General features: G+C 49.8%; 20 protein-coding genes. 9 read left to right on the top strand and 11 right to left on the bottom strand.

Features of this window, described 5'->3' with window-relative positions; all coding sequences use genetic code 11:
* Positions 1–21: 21 nt before the first annotated feature.
* The 10 genes from ACFQZE_RS03095 to leuC all read right to left on the bottom strand — a co-directional run bounded on the left by ACFQZE_RS03095 (position 22) and on the right by leuC (position 15,241).
* Positions 22–1,848: an ABC transporter ATP-binding protein gene (locus ACFQZE_RS03095; protein WP_379353548.1), complete on the bottom strand. Its 1,827-nt coding sequence runs from the start codon at positions 1,846–1,848 to the stop codon at positions 22–24.
* Positions 1,845–3,638, bottom strand: coding sequence for an ABC transporter ATP-binding protein (locus ACFQZE_RS03090; RefSeq protein WP_379353546.1), 1,794 nt, complete (start codon positions 3,636–3,638; stop codon positions 1,845–1,847). Before ACFQZE_RS03090 ends, ACFQZE_RS03095 begins: the two co-directional genes overlap by 4 nt.
* 292 nt (positions 3,639–3,930) lie before the next feature.
* The gene (locus ACFQZE_RS03085) at positions 3,931–7,638 is read right to left on the bottom strand and encodes a dynamin family protein (RefSeq protein ID WP_379353544.1); all 3,708 of its coding nucleotides are present in this window, start codon (positions 7,636–7,638) and stop codon (positions 3,931–3,933) included.
* Between the two features lie 14 nt (positions 7,639–7,652).
* A complete protein-coding gene (locus ACFQZE_RS03080) occupies positions 7,653–7,925 on the bottom strand; it encodes an NAD/NADP transhydrogenase alpha subunit (protein WP_379353542.1) in 273 nt (90 codons plus the stop codon).
* A gap of 5 nt (positions 7,926–7,930) precedes the next feature.
* Entirely contained in the window at positions 7,931–8,626 is a 696-nt protein-coding gene (nth, locus tag ACFQZE_RS03075; RefSeq protein ID WP_379353540.1) for an endonuclease III, read from the bottom strand.
* 156 nt (positions 8,627–8,782) lie between these two features.
* Positions 8,783–10,882 (bottom strand): S-layer homology domain-containing protein, encoded by a 2,100-nt coding sequence (locus tag ACFQZE_RS03070; RefSeq protein ID WP_379353538.1) that lies wholly within the window; start codon positions 10,880–10,882, stop codon positions 8,783–8,785.
* A 40-nt stretch (positions 10,883–10,922) separates the two neighbouring features.
* Positions 10,923–11,522 carry a GerMN domain-containing protein gene (locus tag ACFQZE_RS03065; RefSeq protein ID WP_379353536.1) on the bottom strand — a complete coding sequence of 200 codons (600 nt, stop codon included), beginning with the start codon at positions 11,520–11,522 and terminating at the stop codon, positions 10,923–10,925.
* A 19-nt stretch (positions 11,523–11,541) separates the two neighbouring features.
* On the bottom strand, positions 11,542–13,038 hold the full coding sequence (locus ACFQZE_RS03060) for an N-acetylmuramoyl-L-alanine amidase (protein WP_379353533.1): 1,497 nt from the start codon (positions 13,036–13,038) through the stop codon (positions 11,542–11,544).
* A 153-nt stretch (positions 13,039–13,191) separates the two neighbouring features.
* On the bottom strand, positions 13,192–13,791 hold the full coding sequence (gene leuD / locus ACFQZE_RS03055) for a 3-isopropylmalate dehydratase small subunit (RefSeq protein ID WP_379353531.1): 600 nt from the start codon (positions 13,789–13,791) through the stop codon (positions 13,192–13,194).
* Between the two features lie 34 nt (positions 13,792–13,825).
* Positions 13,826–15,241, bottom strand: coding sequence for a 3-isopropylmalate dehydratase large subunit (gene leuC / locus ACFQZE_RS03050; RefSeq protein ID WP_379353529.1), 1,416 nt, complete (start codon positions 15,239–15,241; stop codon positions 13,826–13,828).
* A gap of 218 nt (positions 15,242–15,459) precedes the next feature.
* Here leuC and ACFQZE_RS03045 point away from each other — a divergent pair, with 218 nt between their 5' ends.
* Positions 15,460–16,374, top strand: a complete 915-nt coding sequence (locus ACFQZE_RS03045) for a LysR family transcriptional regulator (protein ID WP_379353527.1) — start codon at positions 15,460–15,462, stop codon at positions 16,372–16,374.
* Between the two features lie 7 nt (positions 16,375–16,381).
* Here the strand turns inward: ACFQZE_RS03045 and ACFQZE_RS03040 are convergent, their stop codons facing one another.
* Positions 16,382–17,188 carry a carbon-nitrogen family hydrolase gene (locus tag ACFQZE_RS03040; RefSeq protein ID WP_379353525.1) on the bottom strand — a complete coding sequence of 269 codons (807 nt, stop codon included), beginning with the start codon at positions 17,186–17,188 and terminating at the stop codon, positions 16,382–16,384.
* Positions 17,189–17,312: 124 nt separating this feature from the next.
* On the opposite strand from ACFQZE_RS03040, the gene ACFQZE_RS03035 reads away from it, so the two are divergent.
* The 8 genes from ACFQZE_RS03035 (at position 17,313) to mtnB (ending at position 25,323) form a co-directional block, all read left to right on the top strand.
* Entirely contained in the window at positions 17,313–17,789 is a 477-nt protein-coding gene (locus ACFQZE_RS03035; protein ID WP_379353523.1) for a hypothetical protein, read from the top strand.
* Between the two features lie 129 nt (positions 17,790–17,918).
* Entirely contained in the window at positions 17,919–19,109 is a 1,191-nt protein-coding gene (locus tag ACFQZE_RS03030; RefSeq protein ID WP_379353521.1) for a pyridoxal phosphate-dependent aminotransferase, read from the top strand.
* Positions 19,110–19,467: 358 nt separating this feature from the next.
* On the top strand, positions 19,468–20,574 hold the full coding sequence (proB, locus tag ACFQZE_RS03025; protein ID WP_379353519.1) for a glutamate 5-kinase: 1,107 nt from the start codon (positions 19,468–19,470) through the stop codon (positions 20,572–20,574).
* 36 nt (positions 20,575–20,610) lie between these two features.
* Complete coding sequence (locus ACFQZE_RS03020; RefSeq protein ID WP_379353517.1) at positions 20,611–21,861, top strand: glutamate-5-semialdehyde dehydrogenase; 1,251 nt, start codon at positions 20,611–20,613, stop codon at positions 21,859–21,861.
* A gap of 22 nt (positions 21,862–21,883) precedes the next feature.
* The gene (gene proC, locus ACFQZE_RS03015; protein ID WP_379353515.1) at positions 21,884–22,753 is read left to right on the top strand and encodes a pyrroline-5-carboxylate reductase; all 870 of its coding nucleotides are present in this window, start codon (positions 21,884–21,886) and stop codon (positions 22,751–22,753) included.
* Positions 22,750–23,976, top strand: coding sequence for a 2,3-diketo-5-methylthiopentyl-1-phosphate enolase (locus tag ACFQZE_RS03010; protein WP_379353513.1), 1,227 nt, complete (start codon positions 22,750–22,752; stop codon positions 23,974–23,976). The genes proC and ACFQZE_RS03010 overlap by 4 nt, the downstream gene beginning before the upstream one ends.
* The gene (locus tag ACFQZE_RS03005; RefSeq protein WP_379353511.1) at positions 23,973–24,677 is read left to right on the top strand and encodes a 2-hydroxy-3-keto-5-methylthiopentenyl-1-phosphate phosphatase; all 705 of its coding nucleotides are present in this window, start codon (positions 23,973–23,975) and stop codon (positions 24,675–24,677) included. The genes ACFQZE_RS03010 and ACFQZE_RS03005 overlap by 4 nt, the downstream gene beginning before the upstream one ends.
* Positions 24,667–25,323, top strand: coding sequence for a methylthioribulose 1-phosphate dehydratase (mtnB, locus tag ACFQZE_RS03000; RefSeq protein ID WP_379353508.1), 657 nt, complete (start codon positions 24,667–24,669; stop codon positions 25,321–25,323). Before ACFQZE_RS03005 ends, mtnB begins: the two co-directional genes overlap by 11 nt.
* Positions 25,324–25,407: the final 84 nt, after the last annotated feature.

Below are 25,407 nucleotides of genomic sequence, written 5' to 3'. Positions count from 1 at the left end.
TCTAAATTGTTCGGAATTAGACTATAAAAAACGGTATTGCGCTTCAATCAAGCCGTTATACATGCCTTTTTTCGCAATTAGCGCCTCATGATTTCCTTGTTCTACAATTTTGCCGTGATCTAAAACGATGATGTCGTCCGCATGACGGATAGTAGAGAGGCGGTGCGCAATTATAAATGAAGTTCGTCCCGCCAGCAGCGTTTTTAAAGCTTCCTGTATGCTCAGCTCCGTTTCTGTATCGATGCTTGCCGTCGCCTCGTCCAAAATCAATAGCTTCGGATCCGCGAGCAATGCCCGGGCAAAGGATAGCAGCTGGCGCTGTCCCATCGAAAGGACATTTCCTCGTTCCTCTACCTGAGTGTTATAGCCGTCCGGCAGCGACATTATGAAATCGTGGGCATACACCGCTTTTGCCGCTTTCATGACCTCGTCATCGGTTGCGTTCAATCGTCCGTACCGAATATTATCGCGAATCGAGCCCGCAAAAATAAATGTATCCTGTAGGACGATACCGACCTGCGAGCGCAAGCTTTCAATGGTGACGTCGCGTATGTCGACTCCGTCAATTTTGACGCTGCCTTGGACGGGATCGTAAAACCGGCACAATAAATTAATGATCGTGCTTTTCCCGGAACCGGTATGGCCGACTAGAGCAATGGACTGTCCGGCTTTGACCTCTATGCTTATCCCTTTTAAAGCAGGCCGGTTCTTTTCATATTCAAATACGATATTTTGGAAAGACACATCGCCTTTAATGGACGGCAGCTCCCCTGCTCTCTCCGACTCCGCGACTGTGGTCTCTTCGTCGATAAATTCAAATATGCGCTCAGACGATGCCATAGCAATAAGAAGCTGAGAGTACATTTGGCCGAGCCGGTTGATGGGGTCCCAAAAGTTTCCGATATAGTTGGCATAGGCGACGAGCAGTCCGACCGTGATAGCGCCGCTTTGAATCAAAAAGGAGCCATACCAGAACAGAATGCATGTTCCAATTGCAGCCGTAACGTCAATGACGGGACCAAACGATTGATTAAGCGCCGAAGCTTTGTTCCACGATTTCATATTGTCCGTATTCATATGGTTAAAAAAGGCCATATTGTCCTTTTCCTGCACATAGGCCTGAGTTACTCTCATCCCTTGAATGCTTTCATTCAAATGCGCGTTGATGCGAGATTGCTTCATCCGAACGTCCTGCCAGGCAAAGCGGATTTTTTTGCGCAGCGAGGCCGAAACCAAAAACATAACAGGTACGGTAATCATAACCGCCAACCCGAGTTTCCAGTTGAACGCCAGCAAAATAACGACTATGCCAGCAAGCTGAATACAATCCATAAGCAAATTGACGACGCCGTTCGTAAACAAGTCTTGCAAGGCGTTGACATCGTTAGTCACCCGAACGAGCACGGAGCCAGCCGGCCTCTTGTCATAGAAGCGGAAGCTAAGTTTTTGAATATGGCGGAACAAATGATTCCGAAGATCGTAGATCACTTTTTGCCCGATGATGTTCGTATATTTAATCCGGTATGTATTTGCAATCCACTGCACGACATACAACAACAGCATACAAGCGCCCGTCAAAAGAAGCGCGCCCATGCTGCCGGAGCCCTTATCCGGGTCCACGATCCGGTCGATCACGACGATCATAAGCGAAGGAACCGCCAATCTTGTGAGCGTTCCGATGATCATCATCAAAATAACGGGCGTCATTTCCTTTTTGTACGGCTTCATATAGGAAAACAATCGGCGCAGCTGCTCCCAGTTAAACGGTTTCTCGATGGCATCGTCGTCTTGGTAAACAAACCGTTCATGTCGACTGCGGCCCTTTAACGTCTTTTTGCTGGCACTCATATTCCGGCTTCTCCCCTCAGTGGCGCAATGACTGTGGCTGCATCCACTGGTTCAAATGCCGAATAATCGCCGTATTGAATAAGATATGTGTCCCGGTAAGGCCCATCTTGCGAAATAAGTTCCGAATGAGTGCCGCTTTGGACGATCCGGCCTTGATCCAGTACAAAAATTTCATCCGCATGGCGCAGCGAAGAAATCCGGTGAGCAATAATAAAGGTCGTTCTGCCGGCCATCAATTGTTTAAACCCGGCTTGAATCTCATGCTCCGTTTCCATATCGACGGCGCTTGTCGCATCGTCCAATAGTAAAATACGCGGATTTTTAATTAGCGCTCTCGCGATGGCAATCCGCTGCTTTTGTCCCCCTGAAAGTCCCATGCCGCGCTCTCCCACCACTGTGTCGTAGCCAAGCGGCAGCTCCATAATAAAATCATGCGCTTTGGCCAGTTTCGCCGCATGCACAATTCCCTCGTCAGTAGCATCCTTAACGCCATAGGAAATGTTGTCGCGAATAGAGGCGGAAAACAGAAAGGTTTCTTGAAATACCGGAGCTATGCAACGGCGCAGCGAAGCTACATCCAGCTGGCCGATCTCGATGCCGTCTAGCGTAATACTGCCTTGCTTCGTATTGTACGTCCTCATAAGCAGTTGAATGATCGTTGATTTGCCTGAACCGGTGCTGCCAAGCAAGCCGATGACGGAGCCGCTCGGTGCGTGAATGTTAATATTCGTTAGTGCCGCCGATTTGTCCGGATAATGGAACGTGACGTTTTGAAAGCGGATATCGCCCTTTACGGTTGCCGCATCAAGCTCTATCGCCGCTTCCTCATTTTTGACATGGACGGGCTCGCCCAGCAGCCCTAGCACTCTTTCACCGGATGCTTTAAACTGCGTGTAGTTGTTGATATGAAAGCCAAGTCCCCACATCGGGCCGATAATGTACCAAATAAGACTGAAAAAAGCGACAAATTCGCCGAGCTGAAGCGATTCGTTCATAACCATCGCTCCTCCGGCTACGAGCAAAATAACGGCGCTTATATTGGCTGCAAGCTCCATCGCTGGAAAATACTTGGCCCAGAGCAGCGCGGCGCCAACTTGATTGTTTTTGTACTCTTCGCTTCTAACGGAAAATTTGGACACTTCATGGCTTTCCCTTGCAAAAGATTTGACCGTGCGGACGCCCGTAATATTTTCCTGAACCGCTGTCGTGAGGTTGCTCATCGCCTGCCGCATTTCTCGGAAGGCGGGATGGATCAGCTTTTCAAACCGCAAAGCCAAAAATACAAGCACCGGAATCGTCGCTAGCGTAATGAGAGTGAGCTGCCAGTTCAAATAAAGCATCATCGCTCCGCCAAATACGACCATAAGCGCCATGTTTAAAATTTGTGCAAAGCCGAATCCGATAAAGTTGCGGATCGCCTCCAAATCGGCCGTCAACCTCGACATTAAATCGCCCGTTTTGGCTTTGTCATAGTATTGTGCGGATAACGTTTGAAGCTTGTCATAGAGGGCGTTTCGCATCCGAAATGCGACCCTGTTGCCCAGTCTTCCGCCAAAAAAACCATGCAGAAATTGATTGAACGCTTTTAAAGTAATGACGCCAATGACAACGAGCGCCAGCTGCGGCACAAGATCGAAGCGTTCCGGACGAATGACATCGTCAATCAAATATCGAAGCAAATTCGGATAAACAAGTCCTAACGCAGTCGCGCACATTAAAAATAAGATGGATAGGATCAAAAACTTTCTCTCCGGCATATAAAATGCTTTCAACTGCTTCAGTACGTCCAACTCGGCCAGCTCCCTCTCTCTTTTTTAGTATGAAAGAATCGTATCAGCATCGGTTTAGCGGATCAAATTCGAAAATTTTGCGAATTTTTAAGTGAAACCGCTTAAACTGCCAATATGGAAACGGAGCAGCGCTTATGCTTTCTAATCGTCTTAAATCGTTGCCAAAATGTGCGTATTACTCCGTTTTTGCACAAAAACACACTAATAATAAAAAATGCTTATAACAGGCAATACATGCCTGGTATAAGCATTTAGCGATTTTTGCGATCATAGGAGGACGTTCCTAAGCCGATTATAGATGAATTAGCTTATCGTGAAGCTGCTTCATCTGATCCAACTGAGTATGATCCGTAAGCGAAGTCCGTTTCCCGTCCGCATAGGCGGTTAAATCTTGGTGCAGCTCTGTTTTTGCTTGAAGGGCCGCCTTCTCCCATTCTTGTTCGTAGTGATGGGTCCACATAACCGCTACGTTCCCCGTCCATTGCTGCAAAGCAGGAGCAAGGAGAGCTTCCAGCTCTTTGCGGAGCAGCGTTTTGCCATCGCCTTCAAAAAATTGCCTTGGCGATTTAAATCGGCCCCACAGCCATTTGGCGTCGATGCCCTCCGCTTCCCAATCTTTTGCCTCTTCAGGCGCAATCAAGCTCTGGATGGAAAATGGCAACGCCGAGTACTCCGCCACATACGATTCAACCGTTTCACAGCACCGTTCGTACTGTTGCTTTAAAGAAGCGACAATCGCCCGCTCCATTCGAAGTGTCGTCGCAAGTAGCTCTTGTGAAAGCTCCCTTTGCATCAACCGCTGCAGCTCTAGCCAAGCCGTCCAAATGACGCGGCGCAGCTCTCTGCCATCATCCTGAAGCGTAGAGGGGTTAAAAGCCAAGTGGTAAAAGTCTCCGAATCGGTATTGCAGCCTTTGGATGACGTAATATAAAAGTTCCTGAGCTTCTTGCTTCATGCCTTCCGGCAACGATCCGCCCTTCAGCTCTTCAAGCGGAAGCTCTGCACGCCGAAGCGATTGTTCCAGTTCAACTAGTTCCTTCTCCCGCACAGAAGCGTCGCCTTCGGCTCCGCGAAGCCAGCCTCCAACCCGCTCGATTGCGCGCCCCAGCTCCAAATGAGCGGATTCTACGGCAAGCCGGCCAAGATCATTTTGAATAAAGGAAAGGAAAGAATGTTGAAACTCAAGCATCCGGGACTGCTCCAGCAGCTTCTCGTTTCCGTCCATTTTGCCATCCAGCGCTTGAATGCTGGAAACCGGGAATAAGCGAGGCGAACGAATGGAATGTTGCAGCAGGTTGCTCTCTACATGTCGCAGAACACCTTGAAGCTCCTCTTCATCCGAAGCCAAATCGGCCGCGTTGACGATAAAAAACATTTTATCTAGCTCAAACTGGTCCTTCACCCGGCCAAGCTGATCCAAAAATTGACGGTCCGCTTGGGAAAAGGCATGGTTGTAATACGTCACGAACAAAACGGCATCGGCATTTTTAATATAGTTGAAAGCAACTCCCGTATGCCGCGCATTGACGGAATCGGCTCCCGGCGTATCGACAAGCACAATACCCTCTCTTGTTAACGGACAATCATAGTGGAAGTCGATTTCGCTAACAAAACAAGAACGAGACTCCTCTGCGACATAACGGACATATTCCTCGCGCCCGCATTTTAACTCCTTGCCAAGCAACTGCTCATGCTCCTGCCAGCCTGCTCGTGCCGCACGCAAAAAGCTGTAATGAGGCCGCCCTCCCGCTCCAATCGATTGCGGCGTAAGACGGTCGATCGCCTTCATCAATGCGCTGGCATCCGGCAAATGCTGCTCTGTCGCCTGTTCGCCCAGCAGCGATAATGAATAACGCAAATCCGCCAATACCGCCTCTTTCGATTTCATCACTACGCGCGCTTCCCCATGCGCGTAATGCTCGTTGGAGGGCATCAAGCGGTTAATGGCTGCTGTAGTCGGGTTAGGAGACACAGGAAGAACGGAGTCTCCTATTAACGCGTTGGCGAGCGACGATTTGCCCGCACTAAAGGCGCCAAACAAAGCGATTGTAAATTTGCTGCTTTGCAACCGCGCTGCTTTTTCTTTCATGGCTGAAGCAGCGGAACGAAGCGTCGGATGCGGCTCCAGCATTTCTGCTGCTTCAAGCAACCGTGCAGCCGCTTGCCTTTGCGCGGACAAAGCAGGTTTGCCCTCCGTGCCAAAACCGGAATCTATCGCGGCAACGTTGTTTGTCGCAAGCGCCCGCTGCTGCGCTGCTTCCAGCCCAGCTGTTTCGGCAGACGCCGATCCGTCAGCTTTTGCATCGCTTACCGCACTTGCCTCGCGTATAGGGTGGGCACTTGTCCCGATGCTTGCTGAATCGTTTGAAGCCGGCTCCGGCAAAGAAGGTACAGCTGCCGGCTCCGGCAAAAAGCTGCGCAGCTTCTCCGCCCGTTTATCGGCATTAGACTCCATGGCCGTGAGCCGTTCAAGAGCGCCTGCCTGTTCCGTCAAAGAAGCCAGCTCTTGCGATATTTGTTCGGATTCCTTTTCGCTGGCAACGGATGCAAAGGATGTAAGCTCGTCGATGACATCGAGCCCGTGTTGCCTGTATACGCCTTTAATATCTGCAGCCAATTCTTTGCTGTAGATCATTGTGTATTCATTGCCCATGACAGCGCCTTGCTTTACGCGCGCGATCATCCAGCTAGAGTCGGGAAGCCACGATAAATGCGCGGCAAGCCTCTCCTCCATTTTTTCGGATGGATATCGAATCGCTGAGCCTGCGTTGCGAAGCAACTGCTTGACATGCCATTCGATTGCTGCGCCGATTAAGGCGCTCAGCTCGCCAAGAAACGCGTTTGCACGACGCTCCTGCTCTGCGGCGGTTTTGGCGCCAGAAAACAACAAACCCGTTTTAAAACCCGGCTTTCGGCTTTCCAAAAACTGATGAGCCAAATCTCGCAAACCCGCAGGCGTAATATTGGCATTGTCCAGAATCGATTGCAATTCCAGACGAAGCTTCCCTCGGTAATTGTCCCGCTCGGAAGACAACCGGCTAAGCGAAGCTTGCAAGCGCGCTCTTTCCTCCGCCACTTTTTTGGCTGTCTCTTCTCCTCCGGCCTCTTCCAGCAAACGGTCGCGTTCCGGCTGCTCCAAATCATCGGCCCATTTCAAATGAGATTCCAATAGATGACGAAGGGAAGCATCGACGCTATAGACGCAAAGCTCCTGCCTCATTGTAGCAAGCGTCTTTAATAACCCGGCCAGCTTATCCCATTCGTGATGAGGATGCTGCGGATGCCGGAGCGACAAATAAACGATCCCTGCCGGCTCCAAATGCCAGGCTTGAAACGCTTCCTCCACACTCCTCCGATAGGCGTCGAAACTAAGCTCGCGATCGCGATGTTTATCAATCTGATTTACGATAAAATATAAGGGCTTTCCCCAATCCTTTAATTCTTTTGCAAACGCAAAATTAATTTCGGACTGGACATGATTGTAATCCATTACATAGAAGACGACATCCGCCAAATGAAGCGCCGACTCCGTCGACATCCGATGAGCGTCATCGGTCGAATCAATGCCCGGCGTATCAAGAAGTACGATGTCAGAACCAAGCGTTTCGCTCGGATAAACAATCGACACAGATAAGTAACGCTCGCCGTCTACGCAATATTGATCCAACTCGTCAATCGGGACTTCTGCCTGAATCGTCTTGCCGTTTTCCGCTACCTTTACTACTGCCGCATAAGCCCTCTCGCCGCCGCGAATCGAAACGACATTCGCGCTTGTGGGGATAGGACTTGAAGGAAGCAGTTTTGCTCCGCATAATTGATTGACCAATGTCGATTTGCCCGCCGAAAAATGTCCGCATAAAGCGACAGTAAGCCGACCTTCGGTCAGCTTACTGTTCAGCTCGCGCGCTTGCCGCCCGCGGGTATGATCTCCAGCATCGGTCATCGCAGCGGCTGCCGCCTGTATAGCTTCCGCTATGCCCTGTACCGTCATCACTGTCATCTCCTGATGTTCTCCTAAACGGCTTCCTCTTCGTCAGAAGGCAAGCAAATTTCGAATACATTGCCATGCTGCAAGATCATGATGTTACGCTCTTTTTCTTTCATCACAACAACTTCCGGCTTAATCCGCATACGTTCGATATATTGGTCCGGCACGTCTCCCGATCCGCTTACTGTAATGCCTTCAATAACAATATCCTCATTTTCCGCTGGAGGGGATTGCAACACTTGCTCGTAAATGTCGGAAAAAAGCTCAAAATTATTGGTATACACGGAAATACATTTCATATTCATCATCCTTCGTTCGCTATTTTGGTTTTTATTGCTTTATTTTTGGTTTTAACCGCCGGCTTCATACGTACCTTGCCTTCCTTGCAGCCATCCAGCAAGGGGCAAATTGGACATTGCGGATTTTGTGCTTTGCAATGATAACGTCCAAAAAAGATAAGCCGATGGTGCGTGATCGTCCATTCATCCTTCGGAACAAGCTTCATGAGCTTCTGTTCTACAGCTAAAACGGAATCTTCCGCTTTGGCAACGCCGAGTCGCTTTGATACCCGGTCAACATGAGTATCCACCGCGATCGCAGGTACGCCAAAAGCGTTTGACATGACCACATTTGCCGTCTTGCGGCCAACGCCGGGCAGCTCTGTCAGCCCCTCGTGACTCTCCGGCACTTCTCCATCGTATTTGTCGATTAAAATGCGGGACAACTTTTGAATATTGGACGCTTTGCTCCTAAACAGGCCAATTCGTCTAATATCGTTTTCCAGTTCCTCCAAAGGCACCGCCAAATAATCTTCAGGAGTCTTATACTTTTGAAAAAGCGTTGCCGTAACTTTATTTACAGTTTCGTCTGTACATTGCGCCGACAACAAAACGGCGATCGTTAATTCAAAAGGATTGTCATGGATCAGTTCGCAATGCGCATCCGGAAACATATCGGCGATGGTATCCAATATATGACGCATCTTTTGCTTTGCATTCATGGCAAGCCCCCACTTCATCACTATCGTTCAAAGTGTAGCGAAAATTGCATCGGTTCGCAACCTTTAATCCTTATTATTCATGAAAAAACTGCCCGGAAGGGCAGTTTTTTCACAAAACGTTCCTGCTTTTCGGATAGATGAGGCAGGATGCTCATATTAACCGTTCGAGGCGTTGCTCATCACTTGCACTTTCACCGCTGTTGTGCCAACGTACGATACTTGAATCGCATTTCCTGCAATAAGTTGTCCTAAAGTGCCTTTGGTTCCGTTAGCCAAAATGACTTCGGCGTTTGCAACTAAAATATCATAGGTGTCGTTGACCGCAGTTTTGATTTTTACTTTTTTGTTCAATACATCGACAGATACAAGCTCATATCGGTCTGTGCGGTGAACTTGGATCGACAAAGCTTCCATTTTGTTAAGATTTAATACAAGCGTAACGACGTCTCCTGTTTTCAAATCAAGGTGAGTAGCCGAAGGTTTGTCTAAAAGTCCTATCGACGTATTCGTATACGGCAGTTTTACAGGTACGCCTTCGGTTGTCATGAGGGTGATCGATTTGTTTTTGACGTCGATTTCCGTAATCGTTCCCGTGTAGTTAAGAACAAACCTTAATGAAACAACGCTATTGCCCGTATATCTTAAAACCACGTGAACGTTTTGTTTCGCCATCGTCATAGCTGAAGTTAAATCCATCGCTGTGCCCATATAATCAAATTTAGTTTTATCCGTTAGTTTGAGCGCTACAGGCTCATTATTGGAATCTACCACTAAAATAATTTTGCGGGCTTCATCGAATGATGTAATCGCCGCTCCTGCCAGCACTTTAATGTCACGGTTAGTAACTTTAACTTTTGTTACTTGATCCTTGTCATTTAAAGTAACTTCCACTTGATCGATATGATCCCCGGTTTTAATCAGATCGTCAAAAGTAGCATTGATCAAACCGCTAATTTCAACAGTAGCACCCGGCGCGACATATTTCGAGATAAGTTCTTTCTCTTTTGTTTTAATCGTAACAACTTTTTGATCGGCCGATACGAGCTCGCCAGACAGTTGTGTTTGAACCGGCGCTGCCGCCGCAACAATTTTAATCGCTACCGGCTTGGAGCGGAATTTATCTTGGATGACAGAAATCTGAGCGTTCGGCTTCAAATCCAAGATGGAGATGGCTTTGCCATCCGAGTTTTCAATAATGAGATTTTTGTTATAGTTGATGGCAACCGGCTTGTCTTTAATCCATACGTAAATGATGCTCTCTTCAGCATTATATCTGGCATAAGTGCCCGTAATCGTTTCAACATGCTGAACGTCGCCCTTTACCTCGACATAAAGTGCCTTTCCATCCTTAGCAATAACGGTGGCATCCCCATATTCCAGAAGCTGGTCCTTTTTGATTGGCTTCTCCGTATTGTAGTGATAGTAGAGCGTATTGGCATCCAATGTATACGTTGTTTCTTTATCATCCTTGTAAAGAGTCAGAGCGTTTTCTGCGAGATCAGAAACGATGCCGGCCGTCTGCCCTTCATAATTGACCGGATAGGCAGCTTGCGCTCTGCTAAACAAGGTCGCTAAGCTAGCGCGGGTAACGGACTTGTTAGGAGCAAACGTATATTGATCCATCCCTTTTACTAGACCAAGCTGCACCGCTGCATTAACGTAACCTTTGTAAATGGCGTCAATTTCCGCTGCGTCCTTAAAGCTTGACGGCGTATTTTTGAGCTGCTCTGCTACAGCCCCTTGACCAATCGCCTTTACAATCAGCTTCGTTACCCATTCGCGGCTCGCAGGCTTCGTTCCCCAAGTATTCGCTTTGTCTGCGGAGGCCAGCTTATACTCCTCTTCGCGGTCCAGCAATCCTTTTGTAAATGCCAGTTCCACATACTTTTTGTAAAAGTCGGTAACGACAAACGATTTATCAAATACAATAATCGAACTGTCGTCCGCTTGACTTACTAATCCAGAGAATTTTAAAGCTAATAATACAGCTTCTTGTTGCGAAACGTTTTTTTCAGGTGCAAAGGTTACTTTTCCGTTTACTTCGTAGCCTGTGATCACCTTTTGCAAATAGAGCTTAGCGATATGCTTCTCCGCCCAATGGCCCGGAGCAACGTCGGTAAACGGCGTAGTCGACACAAGCGCTTCCGCTCTTACGGCAACTGGCGAAGACAGGACAGCCGTTCCGCTTCCTGTCACCAGCGTAATGGCTAACGCTCCAGTAAGAAGCTTTTTCCACGTATTAGAATCTATCGGCATTATAGTAGTCTCCTTCTATTTGAAGCATACATGTTGAAAATTATCTTTTGATAGGATGATCCAGCTCTACATGGCCCATCAAGCTTTCTACCGCTTCGCCTACGACAAGCAATTCGATTTCTTCTACAAATGGAAATTGGAAAATCGTACTTTTCATCGTCTCTATCATTTGCAGCTCTCCCGGCGCTCCCAAACGGGCTTCATCCGGAATATGAAGATCAACCGTAAACTTGCCTTCTTTCAGTTCGGAGGATAATACGTGCACACCCTTCCACAACGAAACGCCGCTGCCGTCCACTTCTTTCTGCAATTCGGCAAAAGCCGCCTTGACGAAGTCCTCATCGGTTGTGCCCTTTAACGTCACTGTGCGCTCCACCATTCCTTCAAGCTCTGAACTTGAGCTATAAATAATGGCATCCCTTTGCTCTTCAGTCGGGGCATTTGAGGTCTCAGGCCGGGTCTCCCCCCCAGTACCGCCTGTACTTCCATTGTCACTAGGTGTAGCTGTAACAGCAGCGCTAGGTTGCACGGACGAACCGGATTCCGGTCCGCCTTTTGTCTCTGCGCCGCAGCCCGCTAGCACAGTCACGAGCAAGAGCGAAGCTAGCATCATTTGAAAGCTATGTTTGGTCTTAAGCATAAGCTTGGTATCCCGCCTTCTACTTCAGATTCAAATACGCTTTAATCCCTTTCGACAACTCAGCCGCGAATTTATTTTGGACGCTGTCTTTGAATAGCGCTTGAGAATCGATTGCGCTAGACAGATAGCCAGCTTCAATCAATACGGCAGGCATAGTCGTTTCTTTAATCACTTTAAAACCCGCTTTTCTGACGCCGCGATCGTTAAGCCCCGTTCCAGCGACTACATATTTATGAAGGAAGTTGGCAAGCGCCTTACTGTTTTCCTTGTAGTAATACGTTTCGGAACCGTTTACGCTCGTCTTGTCATAGCTGTTAGCATGTAAGGAAATAAATAAGTCCGCTTTTGCATTTTCGGCAAATTTAACCCGGTCCGCAAGTTCAAGAAACGTATCGTTGGAACGTGTCATATGTACCCGGATACGCTTGTCCTTCTCCAGTTCGGCTTTCAGCTTTAGCGCAGCGCTAAGATTAAACTCTTTCTCCGAACGTTTCGCCGTTTTGCTGAAAGCTCCCGGGTCCTTCGCGCCATGTCCCGCATCGATCACGATATCAAACACATCGTTGTTTACTGGAGGCTTAGGATCAACCGGCTTTGTTGGATTTGTCGGGTTAGTTGGATTTGTTGGATTCGTTGGATCAACAGGTTTTGTCGGATCGACCGGATCGACTGGAACTTCGGGTTCCGGCGGCACCTGCGCAGATGGCATTAAAGCAATGCTAAACGCATTTTCCTTTTCTGTGAGCACATATCCCGTATCGTCGCCAACCATAATAACCAATCGTGCGATGAGAGGATCGTTTTTGAATTGCGCAAAACGATAACCGGTAAGCAGCGCATTATCCGCGACTGAAACCGTTGTTTCTCCATTTACAAATTGACTCGAAAGCTCCGGCACAAAGGCCGTAAAGGCAAAATCGAAAACGAGTCGCTTCGGATTGCTTAACAACATTGGTTTTCCCGGCTTCTGAACGCCTGTGTGCGTAATTGTAATAATCGACTGCTCGTCCATCGCGATCCCGTTAATGTATCCTGTCGGCTTAGGCGCCACCGGATCTACCGGTTTCTCTGGCTCTACGGGCGGGGTCGTCTCGTTACTCATATGTACTTCTCGCTCGGCTTCTTTCCATTCAAACTTCAGTCCAAGCAGTTCCCCTACGAACCTTACGGGCACCATTGTTCTTTGGTTAATGAGCTTAGGAGCCGTCGTTGTCTCCATTACCGTGTCATTGACTTTGACTTTGGAATCGCCAATAATCAGCTCAATAACAGTACTGTCGTTTTTGACGGTCACCTTTTTGGCGACTGGCTCCCACTCCACCTTATAGCCGAGGCCTTCAGACAATATGGCTAGCGGAACAAACGTGGAACCGTTTTCGATCTTCGGTTCAACATCCGAAATAAGCTGCTTCCCGTTCAGAAATAGTTTGGGAGGCACTCCAGCGGCATGTCCTACCGAAGCGAACACGGAGAACAACAATGACATTAACAGCATAATGGATACAGATTTTTTCATTTCCCACCTCGATGACTGAATTGTCCCCCATCCGAATACGCACATTCGACATGCTGGACAAATCTATAGACGCATTCTGTCAGAAAAAGTTGCGTATAGAGGAAAAAAGAGGACAGCCCACACAATGGTCGGATGTCCTCTTCGTTGAATGCATTATACCAATCTTGCGACGTGTTTTTGCTCGTAGGCGGCGATTTTGTCCTCGTGTTGCAAAGTAAGACCGATATCGTCCAACCCCAATAGCAGAAACTGACGGCGATGCTCGTCGAGATCAAAAGCTAGATCCAAGCCATACTCGTCGGTCAGCTTTTTGTTCTCAAGGTCTACGCTCAATTTGTAGCCTTCGTGCTTAGCTGTGCGCTGGAACAAATCCTCCACTTGCTCTTCGCTAAGCTTGATCGGCAAAATGCCGTTTTTGAAACAGTTATTGTAGAAAATATCCGCATAAGACGGAGCAATGACAACTTGGTAGCCATAGTCCAAAATAGCCCAAGGCGCATGCTCACGGGAGGAGCCGCAACCAAAGTTTGCTCTCGAAATGAGAACGGAAGCGCCTTGATAACGCGGCTTGTTTGGCTCAAAATCCGCATTTATGTCTCCATTTTCATGAAAGCGCCATTCGAAAAATAGAAATTGTCCGAATCCGCTGCGCTCGATGCGCTTAAGAAATTGTTTTGGAATAATGGCGTCTGTATCTACATTGACCCGGTCAACCGGAGCTACGATTCCTGTTAGCTGTTTAAATGGTTCCATATTCGGTTATTCCCCTCTCCTCAAGGCAGGTTGCCTAGTTCAGCACTTCCGTTTTGATTTCCCATTCGCGTACGTCCGTGAAGCGTCCGTTCACCGCTGCGGCTACCGCCATTGCCGGAGAAACGAGATGCGTTCTTCCACCGCGTCCTTGACGGCCCTCAAAGTTGCGGTTCGAAGTCGATGCGCAGCGCTGACCCGGCTCCAGTACGTCCGGATTCATCGCAAGACACATGGAACAGCCCGCATCGCGCCACTCAAAGCCTGCATCTGTAAAGATTTTGTCCAAGCCTTCTTTTTCCGCCTGAATTTTTACGCGTCCAGAGCCTGGAACGACAATTGCCGTTACTTTCTCGCTTACTTGGTAGCCTCTAGCGATTTCAGCTGCAGCGCGCAAGTCCTCAATCCGGCCGTTTGTGCAGGATCCGATGAACACATAATCGATTTCGATTTCGTTCATTGGCGTACCCGGCTTCAGATCCATATATTCAAGCGCTTTTTCCGCTGCCTTGCGCTCGTTTTCCGTAGGAAGATCAGCAGGATTCGGCACTTTGGATGTAATGTCCGTACCCATGCCTGGGCTTGTGCCCCATGTTACTTGCGGGATGAGCGAGTCAACGTCGAAATCAACGACCGTGTCGTATTCTGCGCCTTCATCCGTCGTCAGCTGCGACCATGCCTCTACTGCGGCATCGAAGTCGGCCGGAGCGTACTGGCGACCGCGAAGATAATTAAACGTTGTTGCGTCTGGAGCTATTAGACCGGCGCGAGCGCCGCCTTCGATGGACATGTTGCAAACTGTCATCCGCTCTTCCATCGTCAAGCTTGTGATCGCATCGCCCGTATATTCGATAACGTAGCCTGTCGCAAAATCAGTGCCGTATTTCGCAATGACGCCAAGAATCAAGTCTTTCGCCGTTACGCCCGGTTTGCGCGAGCCGATAAAACGAACTTCCATCGTTTTGGCTTTCGATTGCTGCAAGCATTGAGTCGCCAGCACGTGCTCTACTTCGCTTGTGCCGATGCCGAATGCCAAAGCGCCGAACGCTCCGTGAGTGGACGTATGGCTGTCGCCGCAAACGATCGTTTTGCCAGGATGCGTAAGGCCAAGCTCCGGTCCCATAACGTGAACGACGCCTTGATCTACGCTGTCAAGATCAAATAGAGTAACGCCGAAGTCTTTGCAGTTTTGTGTAAGCGTGTCGATCTGCTGCTTCGAAATCGGGTCTTTAATGTTAAAACGGTCTTTCGTCGGCACGTTGTGGTCCATCGTTGCAAAAGTCAAGTCCGGGCGGCGGACTGGACGGCCGGAGAGGCGAAGACCTTCAAATGCCTGAGGCGAAGTTACCTCGTGCACAAGCTGCAGGTCGATATAGATAACGCTTGGTTTTCCTTCCTCTTGATGAATGACGTGATTGTCCCAAATTTTCTCAAACATTGTCTTTTTCGTCATTGCGTTCACCCCATCTATTCATTGTTGCTTGCCGCATTAGCCAGCCAAAATTAATTGTTTTTATCATACCATGTCATTCTTCATTCATCTAAGATATAATATCTATAATGACTATAGGTAATAACTATAAAGCAAAGCACTATAGGCTATAAATGATAGAGAGCGTCGTCTCTCTTCATTTCATTATCCTACAAATGGCTCGGAAGGAGAACTATCATATGGAACTAAGACAACTCGGCTATGTCATTCAAATTGCAAATGAAAAAAACTTTTCCCGGGCGGCGGACAAGCTGCATATTGCCCAGCCTTCGCTAAGCCAGCAGCTTTCCAAGCTTGAGCAGGAGCTTGGCGTACTTCTGTTTAGAAGGACGACCAACTCCGTCGAGCTGACGCAGGCGGGACAAGTTTTCGTTGCAAAGTCGCAAACCATTTTGGACGCCGTTGAGCAGTTGAAGCAAGAAATGGACGACATGGCGCAAATGAGACGGGGAAAATTGGTCGTCGGCACCCTTCCCATCACAGGCTCGCATGTTCTCCCCCTTGTCCTGCCCGCTTTCGGCGAACATTACCCGCAGATTGAAGTCGTGCTTGTAGAAGAGACGACCGCAAAGCTAGAGCAATTAACCGCAAGCGGAGGAACTGACTTAAGCCTTCTTTCGCTGCCGCTGATCGACACCTCTTTATCGTGGGAGCCTTATTTGGAGGAAGAAATATGTTTGGCCGTTCCGCCCCAGCACCCGTTTGCAACACGCAAGGATCCCATTGCGATCGGCGAGCTTGCGCAGGAGCCGTTTATCGGGCTTAAGCGAGGCCAAGGCTTCCGGCAAATTACGGTAGAGCTTTGCGAGCAAAAGGGCTTTACGCCGCGAATCGTGTTTGAAAGCAGCAACATTGAAACGGTACAATCGCTTGTGGCAGGCGGGATGGGCATCGCTTTTGTCCCTCAAATGCTGACCAGAACCAGAGGGGACGGCTTTGCCCCCGTCTATTTGAAACTTTCCTCAAAGCCTACCCGGACGCTTGTTGTCGCCAGCCGGAAAGGCCGCTACTTGTCCAAGGCGGCGCAAGCTTTTATTTCAACCTTAAATGACACGATAGCCGTATACAAAGATTCGCTTACAAAAATTAAATAGGCGTGGCTTATTCTAATGAGTACAGGCCGGGACGGCGATCTTCGAAAACCGGGATTTTGGAGCGCACCTGCTCAACCAGTTCCAGATCGATTTCTCCATAAAGGATCGTTTCTTCTTCACCGGCCTCCGCCACCACTTCACCCCATGGATCGATGATGAGCGAATGTCCGAAAAAGGTCGTTTCGCAGCTTTGTCCCATCCGGTTGCAGGCGATGACATACATTTGATTTTCAATCGCTCTTGCCGTAAGCAGCGTGCGCCAATGATGCAGCCTCGGATTCGGCCATTCCGCCGGCACAAACAGCATCTTGGCTCCTTGAAGCGCTAAAGTGCGGGCAAGCTCCGGAAACCGAATGTCGTAGCAGATCATCATGCCGGCCTGCTCTCCTTCGATTTGCAAGCCCCCTGGCTTGTCTCCCGCTTTTAAATATTTTTCTTCATCCATCAACCGGAACAAATGAATTTTGGAATAATTTCCAATTTCTTTCCCCTCGCGGTCAAAAGCATAAATCGTATTGTATACGCCGTCCGTTTTTGTCTCCGCAATCGAGCCGCCAACGATGCTGACTCCATTTGTTTTGCTGAAATCGGATAACAGCGCCCTTGTTTCTTCCCCGTTTCGATCAGCCAATTGCCGAATTTCCGTTAGGGCGTAACCCGTGTTCCACATCTCGGGCAATACGATAACGTCGGGTTTGCCTCCCTCTGACACAATGGATTGTTCGAGCATCGCCTTTAATTTGGCTTTATTAACTTCCGGCTTTCCCGCCTCGATGTGCATTTGCAGCAGCGCAATCCGCAATCGCTTGGACATATCGGCCATGCCTCCCTGAATGTTTTATTTCACTAATGATAACTTTTCATGGTTCCCTGTCAAGATGGGTAATTTAATGAAGAAGAAAGCGTACCCGATTACCCGACAAAGGAGTTTTGGATTTATGAAATCCCTGTATGGCAAAAGATTTCCTTTATTAATCGCCGCCTTTATCGCGGTATTGTCGCTGCTTGGCGCCCCTCTCCATACTTCGGCTTCTACTTTTGATGCAAAACCAAGTCCAGCGGAGCATGCCGCGGGACCGATTCAAGTGTTTGAAATTGCGGCCGGAAAAGTTGTCAAAGCGATGCCCAACGATGAACAGTTTCAAAAGATGGCGACGGAAATGGCCGCTTCCGTTACCGGGCTTGCCCCTCAGCTGACGGCGGATAGAAGCTGCACTTACGTATATCGCATTCCGCTCGCGAGGGACGCGGTTCTGACGACAGGAAACCACTCGGTAACGGCAAACGAGCTGTTCCTTTTTTATTGCAAGGAGGAGCCGCCTCTTTTATTGGCATTCGACAACGGCCACAAGCCGTATTTGTTCCTGTTTAACGCCGATATAGCTCCCTTTCTGAAAAAGGTCGGTTTGCCCTAAAATCCCGTCCGCCCTTGAAATACGCAATGTTCTTCAATTCTCCGCCCATTCGTGCTACATTATTGCTAATGTCTATTCGATAACGACTGACAAATAGCGTTTTAGCCAAGCGATTCGGAGCGTGATGAAATGGAAGCAGGAACACAAAAAGGGCGCATTCAGCCCGCGCAGCGGATGCAAGGATTGCCGACGCAATTTTTTGCGAGGCTGGTTGCAAAAGCGAATGCGCAAATTGCGAAAGGACGGGACGTCATTAATTTGGGACAAGGCAATCCCGATCAGCCTACCCCTCCCCACATTGTAACCCGTCTGCAAGAAGCAGCCGCTAACCCGTTATACCATAAGTACCCGCCTTTTAGCGGCTTTGCCTTTCTTAAAGAAGCTGTGGCAGCGAGATACAAGGAAGACTACAATGTTGATTTGGACCCGGCGACTGAGGTCGCGATTTTGTTCGGCGGAAAAACCGGATTGGTCGAAATAAGCCAATGTCTTCTCAATCCGGGCGATGTCTGCCTTGTACCCGATCCTGGCTATCCCGATTATTGGTCGGGCGTCGCTTTGGCGGGAGCGGAAATGTCCTTTATGCCGCTTAAGGAAGAAAACGGCTATTTACCCGATCTGAAGGCGATCGATCCTTCCATTGCCGAGCGGGCCAAGCTGATGTTTATGAATTATCCCAACAATCCGACTGGCGCCGTTGCCAATGCGGAGTTTTACGCTGAGGCGGTTCGCTTTGCGGAGAAACACGGAATCGTTGCCGCTAGCGATTTCGCATACGGCGCCATCGGCTTCGACGGCGCGAAGCCGATCAGCTTCTTGCAGACACCTGGCGCCAAAGAGGTTGGAGTGGAGTTTTATACGTTGTCGAAATCTTACAACATGGCAGGCTGGCGCGTAGGCTTTGCTCTTGGAAACCGCGATATCGTAGCTATGATCAACTTGATTCAGGATCATTACTATTGCAGCCTGTTTGGCGGCATTCAGGAAGCAGCGGCGCTAGCATTGACCGGACCTCAGCAATGTGTAACGGAGCTGTCAGCTACATACGAACGCCGCCGCGAAGCTTTATTTGCCGCGCTGGACGAGATTGGCTGGAAGGCTTCCCGTCCAGGCGGCTCCTTCTTCTGCTGGCTTCCCGTCCCTGCGGGCTACACCTCGGAATCGTTTGCCGACAAAGTGCTTCTTGAAGCAGATGTCGTCGTAGCGCCTGGCGTCGGCTTTGGCACTCATGGCGAAGGGTACGTGCGGCTTGGCCTTTTGTCAGACGAGGCAAGGCTCCAAGAGGCTGTTCGAAGAATCGGAAACTTAGGCCTTTTTTAAAGCTTTTGCGCATCACAATGGTGGTTTGCCTTTCTTTACAGAGCAGTGCGATCATGTTATCCTTAATTTAGTATATATTTGAAACGTGATGACGGGACCAGTAAGCAGAACAGGCCTCCTCCAGAGAGTAAATTCCATCGGCTGAAAGAATTTACGGTTGGCCCCTGACGAACCTACCTCCGAACGGCCGGCGACAAGCCGGACAGCTCCTCCTGTTACGAGGGTCAAAGATGGACAGTCCGCTTTTATCGCAAGAGCGGTTGTCAACGAAGGTGGTACCGCGGAAGCATTAGACTTTCGTCCTTTATGGACGGAAGTCTTTTTTGTTGTCACGAATTTGGGATAGGATGGGTGGAACATGTCGGAACGTATCGTAGTGAAAATCGGGAGCAGCTCCCTCACCTCCGAGGAAGGTGGGCTCAACCGGGAACGAATTCGTTTTTTCGCATCAGAGCTGGCGTCCAGACATTCGCAGGGCGAAGCTGTCATGCTCGTTACATCAGGTGCGGTAGCGGCGGGCTTCCGGCAAATCGGCTATACGGCAAGGCCAAAAGCCGTTCACGAAAAGCAAGCGGCGGCCGCCGTCGGTCAAGCCCTGCTCATGCAAGCGTATCAGGAAGCTCTTAGCCAGTACGGCATCGTAGCGGCGCAAATTTTGCTCACGCGAGCGGATTTCTCCAACCGGAGACGAATCCAAAATGCGTTAATGACCATTGAAGAGCTGCTCAAACAACGCATTATTCCTATCATTAATGAAAACGACACGGTGGCGACCGATGAACTCGTTCTCAAATTTGGCGACAACGACAACTTGTCCGCGCTCGTCGCAGCGATGACGAAAGCCGCAAAACTCGTTATTATTACGGATATGGACGGCCTGTACACCGAGGACCCAAGAAAAAATCCGCAGGCTGTAAAAATAGAACGCGTCGATCAAATTTCCGAGGAGATTATGAAGCTGGCTGGCGGTGCGGGTTCTGCCGTCGGAACGGGCGGCATGCGCTCCAAAATAGAAGCGGCCCGAATCGCCATGCGCGGTGGGGTTCGTGCATTTATCGGGAAAGTGCAGCAGGATGGAGATTTAAGCAGCGCTGTAGAAGGCACGGGAAGAGGCACTTATTTTGATACTAAGCTGCACAGTCTCCCAATGAAGAAGCAGTGGCTTGGCTTTCATTCCATGCCGCAAGGAAAAATTACAGTCGACGACGGCGCCGTCAGCGCATTGCTTATCGGGGGCAAAAGCCTCCTTCCTGCTGGCGTCACTCTCAGCGAGGGCGACTTTCACCCTGGCGATGTAGTCGAAGTCATCAACCGGCAAAACGAGATTTTGGGGCGCGGCGTCGTCAATTACGCCTCTTGGCAGCTGCAAGCGGCAGCTGGGCTCGGCACGGAAGAGGTAGCGCGCCGCGTCGACGTGACCCGCATCGAAGTGATTCACCGGGATGAATGGATTACGCTGAAATAAGGGATCGAAACTAGGATGAAACGGGAGGGAACTGGTATGATAAGCGAAGTGAGAGAAAAGGCGGCTTTGGCCGGGGAAGCGGCCGCTGCCATGAACAAGTTGACGACGGAGCAAAAAAATGAAGCTTTGACGGCGATGGCGAATGCGCTATTGGCCCGAAAGGAAGAAATTATCGAAGCGAATGCGGAAGATTTGCGCCGCGGGAAAGAGCTTGGCACAAGCCCTTCCCTGCTCGACCGTTTGGCTTTAAACAGCGAACGGATGGAAGGCATCGCGGAGGGCCTTAGTCAAATCGTCGCATTGCCCGATCCCGTCGGCGAGCTGCTGGAATCGTTTGAGCGGCCAAACGGCATGAAAGTGGAGAAAATACGCGTTCCGCTCGGAGTGATCGGCATGATTTACGAGGCGCGTCCTAACGTAACCGTCGACGCTGCTGGCCTCTGCCTCAAAACAGGCAACTGCGTTGTATTGCGGGGAGGCTCTGCCGCCATTTCGTCGAACCGCAAAATCGTTGAAGTGCTAAGAGACGCCGTCCGAAATACCGCCTTGCCTCCAGATGCCATTCAATTGATTGAGGATGGCGATCGGGCTTCCGTTAATGAGATGCTGAAGCTTAACGGCTTGCTTGATGTCGTCATCCCTCGCGGCGGAGCGGCTCTTATCCGCAATGTCGTCGAAAATGCGACTGTACCCGTTATTGAAACCGGAGCCGGAATTTGCCATGTGTTCGTTGACGATACAGCCGACATTGCAATGGCCGCCTCTATCGCCTTTAATGCGAAGGTACAGCGCCCTTCCGTATGCAACTCAATGGAAACTTTGCTCCTTCACAAAACCGTAGCCGAAGCGCATCTTGCCGAACTTCTTGCGCCGCAGTATGGCGCATCGGTTGAAATAAGAGGCTGCGAGCGAACTCGTACGCTAGTGGAAGGCATTGCGCCTGCAACTGAAGAAGATTTCGCCACAGAATACAACGACTATATTTTAAATGTGAAAATAGTAGATTCCTTTGACGAAGCGCTTGCTCACATCCGGCGGTACGGCACCAAACATTCCGAGTGCATCGTAACGGAGACTGCCGACCATGCGGAGCGCTTTTTGCAAGAGGTCGATGCTGCCGCAGTCTATCATAACGTTTCCACCCGCTTCACCGACGGCTTCGAGTTCGGCTTCGGCGCAGAAATCGGCATCAGCACGCAAAAGCTTCACGCTCGCGGGCCAATGGGATTGCCGGCGCTCACTTCGACCAAATACCGGATCTATGGAAACGGACAAATTAGAGGATAATTGTTTTAGGAGGAATGGAACCATGACTACACTTACACAAACCGGCATCGCATCCATGGCTATCTGCTTCTATGGAGCAGGTTCCATGGCGGAAGCCATCGCTCGCGGCCTCATTTCCGAGAAGCTCGTTGAGCCGGGAAAAATCTCAATGCTTAACCGTAGCAATAAAGACCGTCTAGCGGAGCTGCATGAGAGGTATGGCGTTCAAACCGTCATTCAAGGTTCATCCAATGAAAACTTCCTGCAGGAAGCCGACATTATTTTTCTCGCCATGAAACCAAAAGACGCTGCGGAGGCGCTAGCCTATCTCGGTCCGATGCTTAAGCCGAATCAGCTCATCGTTTCTGTCATTGCTGGATTGTCTATTGCCTCTATGGAACGGTTGCTTGGGGAAAACCAGCCGATCGTTCGTTCCATGCCCAATACGTCCAGCACGATAGGACTAGGCGCAACCGGCATCAGCTACTCGAAGCATGTTACGCCAACCCATCGCCTCATAGCGGAGGCGATGTTCCAATCAATCGGCATTAACGCCGTCATAGATGAGCCCCTGCAGGAGTCGATCACCGGCGTGTCTGGAAGCGGACCTGCCTATGTTTATTTCGTTATGGAAGCGATGCTGAAAGCGGCTGATGAGATGGGGCTTGCTCCCGATATGGCCAAAGAGCTTGTCGTTCAAACCGTTTTGGGCGCGGCACAGATGGTCAAACAGACTGGCGAAAGCCCGGAACAGCTGCGCCGCAAAGTGACGTCGCCTAATGGAACAACGCAAGCCGCTATCGAAACGATGGCTGAGGCGGGATTGCCGGAGGCGCTTATAAAAGGAATGCGCCGTTCCGCCGAACGCGCCGGAGAAATCGGAGCCGCTATCGAAAGGAGTCTTGCGGAATGAGCCAAGTATGTATTGCCACTTACCGTTCCTACGACGATAAGGCCGATTTTCATAAAAAAGCATTGTCCATTGCGGTCGGTTTGACCGTCGGCAGCTGGACGGAGCTGCCGGAAGCGCAAAAGGCCGACATGGAAAAGCATCTCGGCAAAGTGTTGTCCGTCGACGCGCATGAGTCCAGCCTACCGGGAGAACGTTTTGCAGATATCACAATTGCGTATCCAGACATCAATTTCAGCCGCGACCTTCCTGCCCTGCTCGTTACAGTGTTTGGCAAGCTGTCCATGGACGGACGCATCAAGCTGCTCGATCTTGATTTTTCAGAGTCGTTCGCATCCGCCTTCCCAGGTCCGAAATTCGGCTTGCAAGGGGTTAGGGAGCTGCTTGGCGTCGATGACCGCCCTCTGCTTATGAGCATTTTCAAATCGGTTGTCGGCCATGATCTGCCGAACTTGCAAGAGCAATTTTACAAGCAAGCGCTTGGCGGAGTCGACCTGATCAAAGATGATGAAATATTGTTCGAAAATCCGCTCACTCCTTTGGAGAAGCGTGTTGAAGCCTGTATGGAAGCGGCACGCAAAGCACAACAAGAAACGGGTCAGAAGCTGCTTTACGCCGTCAATTTGACGGGTCCAACCTCGCAGCTTGCCGCCAATGCGCGCAAAGCGATTGACGCTGGCGCCAACGCTTTATTGTTTAATGTGCTTGCTTACGGCTTCGATGTGCTTCATGAGCTCAGCAGCGACCCGACCATTCGTGTGCCAATCGCCGCGCATCCGGCTATGGCGGGAGCGATCTATCCATCGCCTCATTACGGAATCAGCGCTTCTTTATTGCTTGGCAAGCTCATGCGGCTGTCCGGCGCCGACCTTGTTCTTTTCCCATCGCCTTACGGCTCCGTCGTGATGCCGAAAGAAGAAAACTTGGCTGTCAAGGACGCTCTTATGCAGCCGTTCCATGGACTTAAATCCAGCTTCCCGGTGCCTTCCGCAGGCATCCATCCCGGATTGGTGCCGCTTATTCTGAAAGATTTCGGCACTGATGTCGTAGTGAATGCCGGGGGCGGTATTCACGGCCATTCGATGGGCACCGCCGCAGGCGGACAAGCGTTCCGCCAAGCTATTGACGCAGCGGCAAACGGCATTCCGCTTCAAGAAGCTGCGGCACAAGCGGGCAATGAAGCTCTTCACGCCGCAATTCAAGCTTGGGGGATTAGAGAAGCATGACGACAGCACAGAACTCACACAATGGAAACGCCAAAAAAACGATCGTCTTTTGCGATTTCGACGGGACGATTACCGTTAACGACAACATCATCGCCATCATTAAACACTTTAATCCCGAGGGCTGGGAATCGATAGCGGAGAGAACCATTTCAACCGAACTGTCCATTCAAGAAGGAGTCGGAGCTCTGTTCCACCTCCTCCCTTCTTCTAAGCAGGAAGAGGTCGTCTCTTATGGCGTCTCCAACGTTCGCATCCGAGAAGGATTTGGGCAGTTTCTAGACTACTGCAAGGAAAATGACATTGAATTTTACGTGACCAGCGGTGGCATCGACTTTTTTGTTTATCCCGTACTGGAGCAATTCAATATCGCAAAAGACCATATTTTTTGCAACGGCAGCGACTTTTCAGGACAGCGCATTGAAATCCAATGGCCGCATCCTTGCGATGAGCATTGCACGAACAAATGCGGCATGTGCAAAACGACGATTATGCGTCGTTTTCCAGAATCGGAATATCATCGTATTATTATTGGCGACAGCGTAACCGACTTTGAAGGGGCGAAGCTTGCGAATGCCGTTTATTCCCGCTCCCACTTGACGACCAAGTGCCGTGAGCTGGGACTCGCTCATACCGAATACGAAACGTTCCACGATATCATCGCCGCCATGAATCAAGAAAGGAAGACTGTGCATGAGCTTTAGCAACATTAGAACCGAGGACAAGCAGCAAGCCTTGTCCGAATTAAGGGAAGTAAAGGAACTGTTTGCTTCGCGGGGCTGGTTTCCTGGCACTAGCGGTAACCTCTCCGTCCGTGTCGGCGACTATACGCCGGAGCAATTCCAGTTCGCCATCACGGCAAGCGGCAAAGACAAAACGGTGCATACGCCTGAAGATTATTTGTTCGTCGACCAAGATGGCAAACCTTGCGAGTCCACCTCGCTGAAGCCTTCGGCGGAAACGCTGATCCACTGTGAAATTTACCGTTTGACTGGTGCGGGAGCTATTTTCCACGTCCATACTGTATTTAATAACGTCATCTCGGAATATTTTTGGGATCGGAAGTCGGTTCCCGTGGATGGCGTCGAGTTGATAAAAGGCTTTAACTTGTGGGAAGAGGAAAAACATATCGATATTCCGATCGTGTCCAACTTCGCCCATATCCCTTCCATCGTGCCGGAAATTACGGAACGAATCGTTAAGGAAATTCCAGGCGTCATTCTTCGCAAGCATGGCATTTACGCTTGGGGTGCTAATGCATTCGAGGCTAAGCGTCATTTGGAAGCATTCGAGTTTATATTCGAATATGTGTATCGTTTGGAGCTTCTAAAACGGGGCGGCGGACTGTAGGAACGTGCAAGTGGACCTTGTTCGAGCGCCAGTAGGCGTGTCATCAAGCTCCCTTTCAGTAGATTTTGAAAACAAAGCAACAAG

This window comes from Paenibacillus sp. GCM10027627 (assembly GCF_042675505.1).
In the GTDB taxonomy this organism is placed as follows: Bacteria; Bacillota; Bacilli; order Paenibacillales; family Paenibacillaceae; genus Pristimantibacillus.
This window is presented reverse-complemented; position numbering and strand designations above follow the sequence as displayed.

Coding starts and splice junctions, on each gene's coding strand:
- proC (WP_379353515.1), top strand. CDS start 21,884: ATGACTACACTTACACAAACCGGCATCGCATCCATGGCTATCTGCTTC.
- proB (WP_379353519.1), top strand. CDS start 19,468: ATGTCGGAACGTATCGTAGTGAAAATCGGGAGCAGCTCCCTCACCTCC.
- ACFQZE_RS03005 (WP_379353511.1), top strand. CDS start 23,973: ATGACGACAGCACAGAACTCACACAATGGAAACGCCAAAAAAACGATC.
- leuD (WP_379353531.1), bottom strand. CDS start 13,791: ATGGAACCATTTAAACAGCTAACAGGAATCGTAGCTCCGGTTGACCGG.
- ACFQZE_RS03040 (WP_379353525.1), bottom strand. CDS start 17,188: ATGTCCAAGCGATTGCGGATTGCGCTGCTGCAAATGCACATCGAGGCG.
- nth (WP_379353540.1), bottom strand. CDS start 8,626: ATGAATGCAAAGCAAAAGATGCGTCATATATTGGATACCATCGCCGAT.
- ACFQZE_RS03010 (WP_379353513.1), top strand. CDS start 22,750: ATGAGCCAAGTATGTATTGCCACTTACCGTTCCTACGACGATAAGGCC.
- ACFQZE_RS03020 (WP_379353517.1), top strand. CDS start 20,611: ATGATAAGCGAAGTGAGAGAAAAGGCGGCTTTGGCCGGGGAAGCGGCC.
- ACFQZE_RS03085 (WP_379353544.1), bottom strand. CDS start 7,638: ATGACAGTGATGACGGTACAGGGCATAGCGGAAGCTATACAGGCGGCA.
- ACFQZE_RS03095 (WP_379353548.1), bottom strand. CDS start 1,848: ATGAGTGCCAGCAAAAAGACGTTAAAGGGCCGCAGTCGACATGAACGG.
- mtnB (WP_379353508.1), top strand. CDS start 24,667: ATGAGCTTTAGCAACATTAGAACCGAGGACAAGCAGCAAGCCTTGTCC.
- leuC (WP_379353529.1), bottom strand. CDS start 15,241: ATGACGAAAAAGACAATGTTTGAGAAAATTTGGGACAATCACGTCATT.
- ACFQZE_RS03080 (WP_379353542.1), bottom strand. CDS start 7,925: ATGAAATGTATTTCCGTGTATACCAATAATTTTGAGCTTTTTTCCGAC.
- ACFQZE_RS03070 (WP_379353538.1), bottom strand. CDS start 10,882: ATGCCGATAGATTCTAATACGTGGAAAAAGCTTCTTACTGGAGCGTTA.
- ACFQZE_RS03035 (WP_379353523.1), top strand. CDS start 17,313: ATGAAATCCCTGTATGGCAAAAGATTTCCTTTATTAATCGCCGCCTTT.
- ACFQZE_RS03060 (WP_379353533.1), bottom strand. CDS start 13,038: ATGAAAAAATCTGTATCCATTATGCTGTTAATGTCATTGTTGTTCTCC.
- ACFQZE_RS03065 (WP_379353536.1), bottom strand. CDS start 11,522: ATGCTTAAGACCAAACATAGCTTTCAAATGATGCTAGCTTCGCTCTTG.
- ACFQZE_RS03030 (WP_379353521.1), top strand. CDS start 17,919: ATGGAAGCAGGAACACAAAAAGGGCGCATTCAGCCCGCGCAGCGGATG.
- ACFQZE_RS03045 (WP_379353527.1), top strand. CDS start 15,460: ATGGAACTAAGACAACTCGGCTATGTCATTCAAATTGCAAATGAAAAA.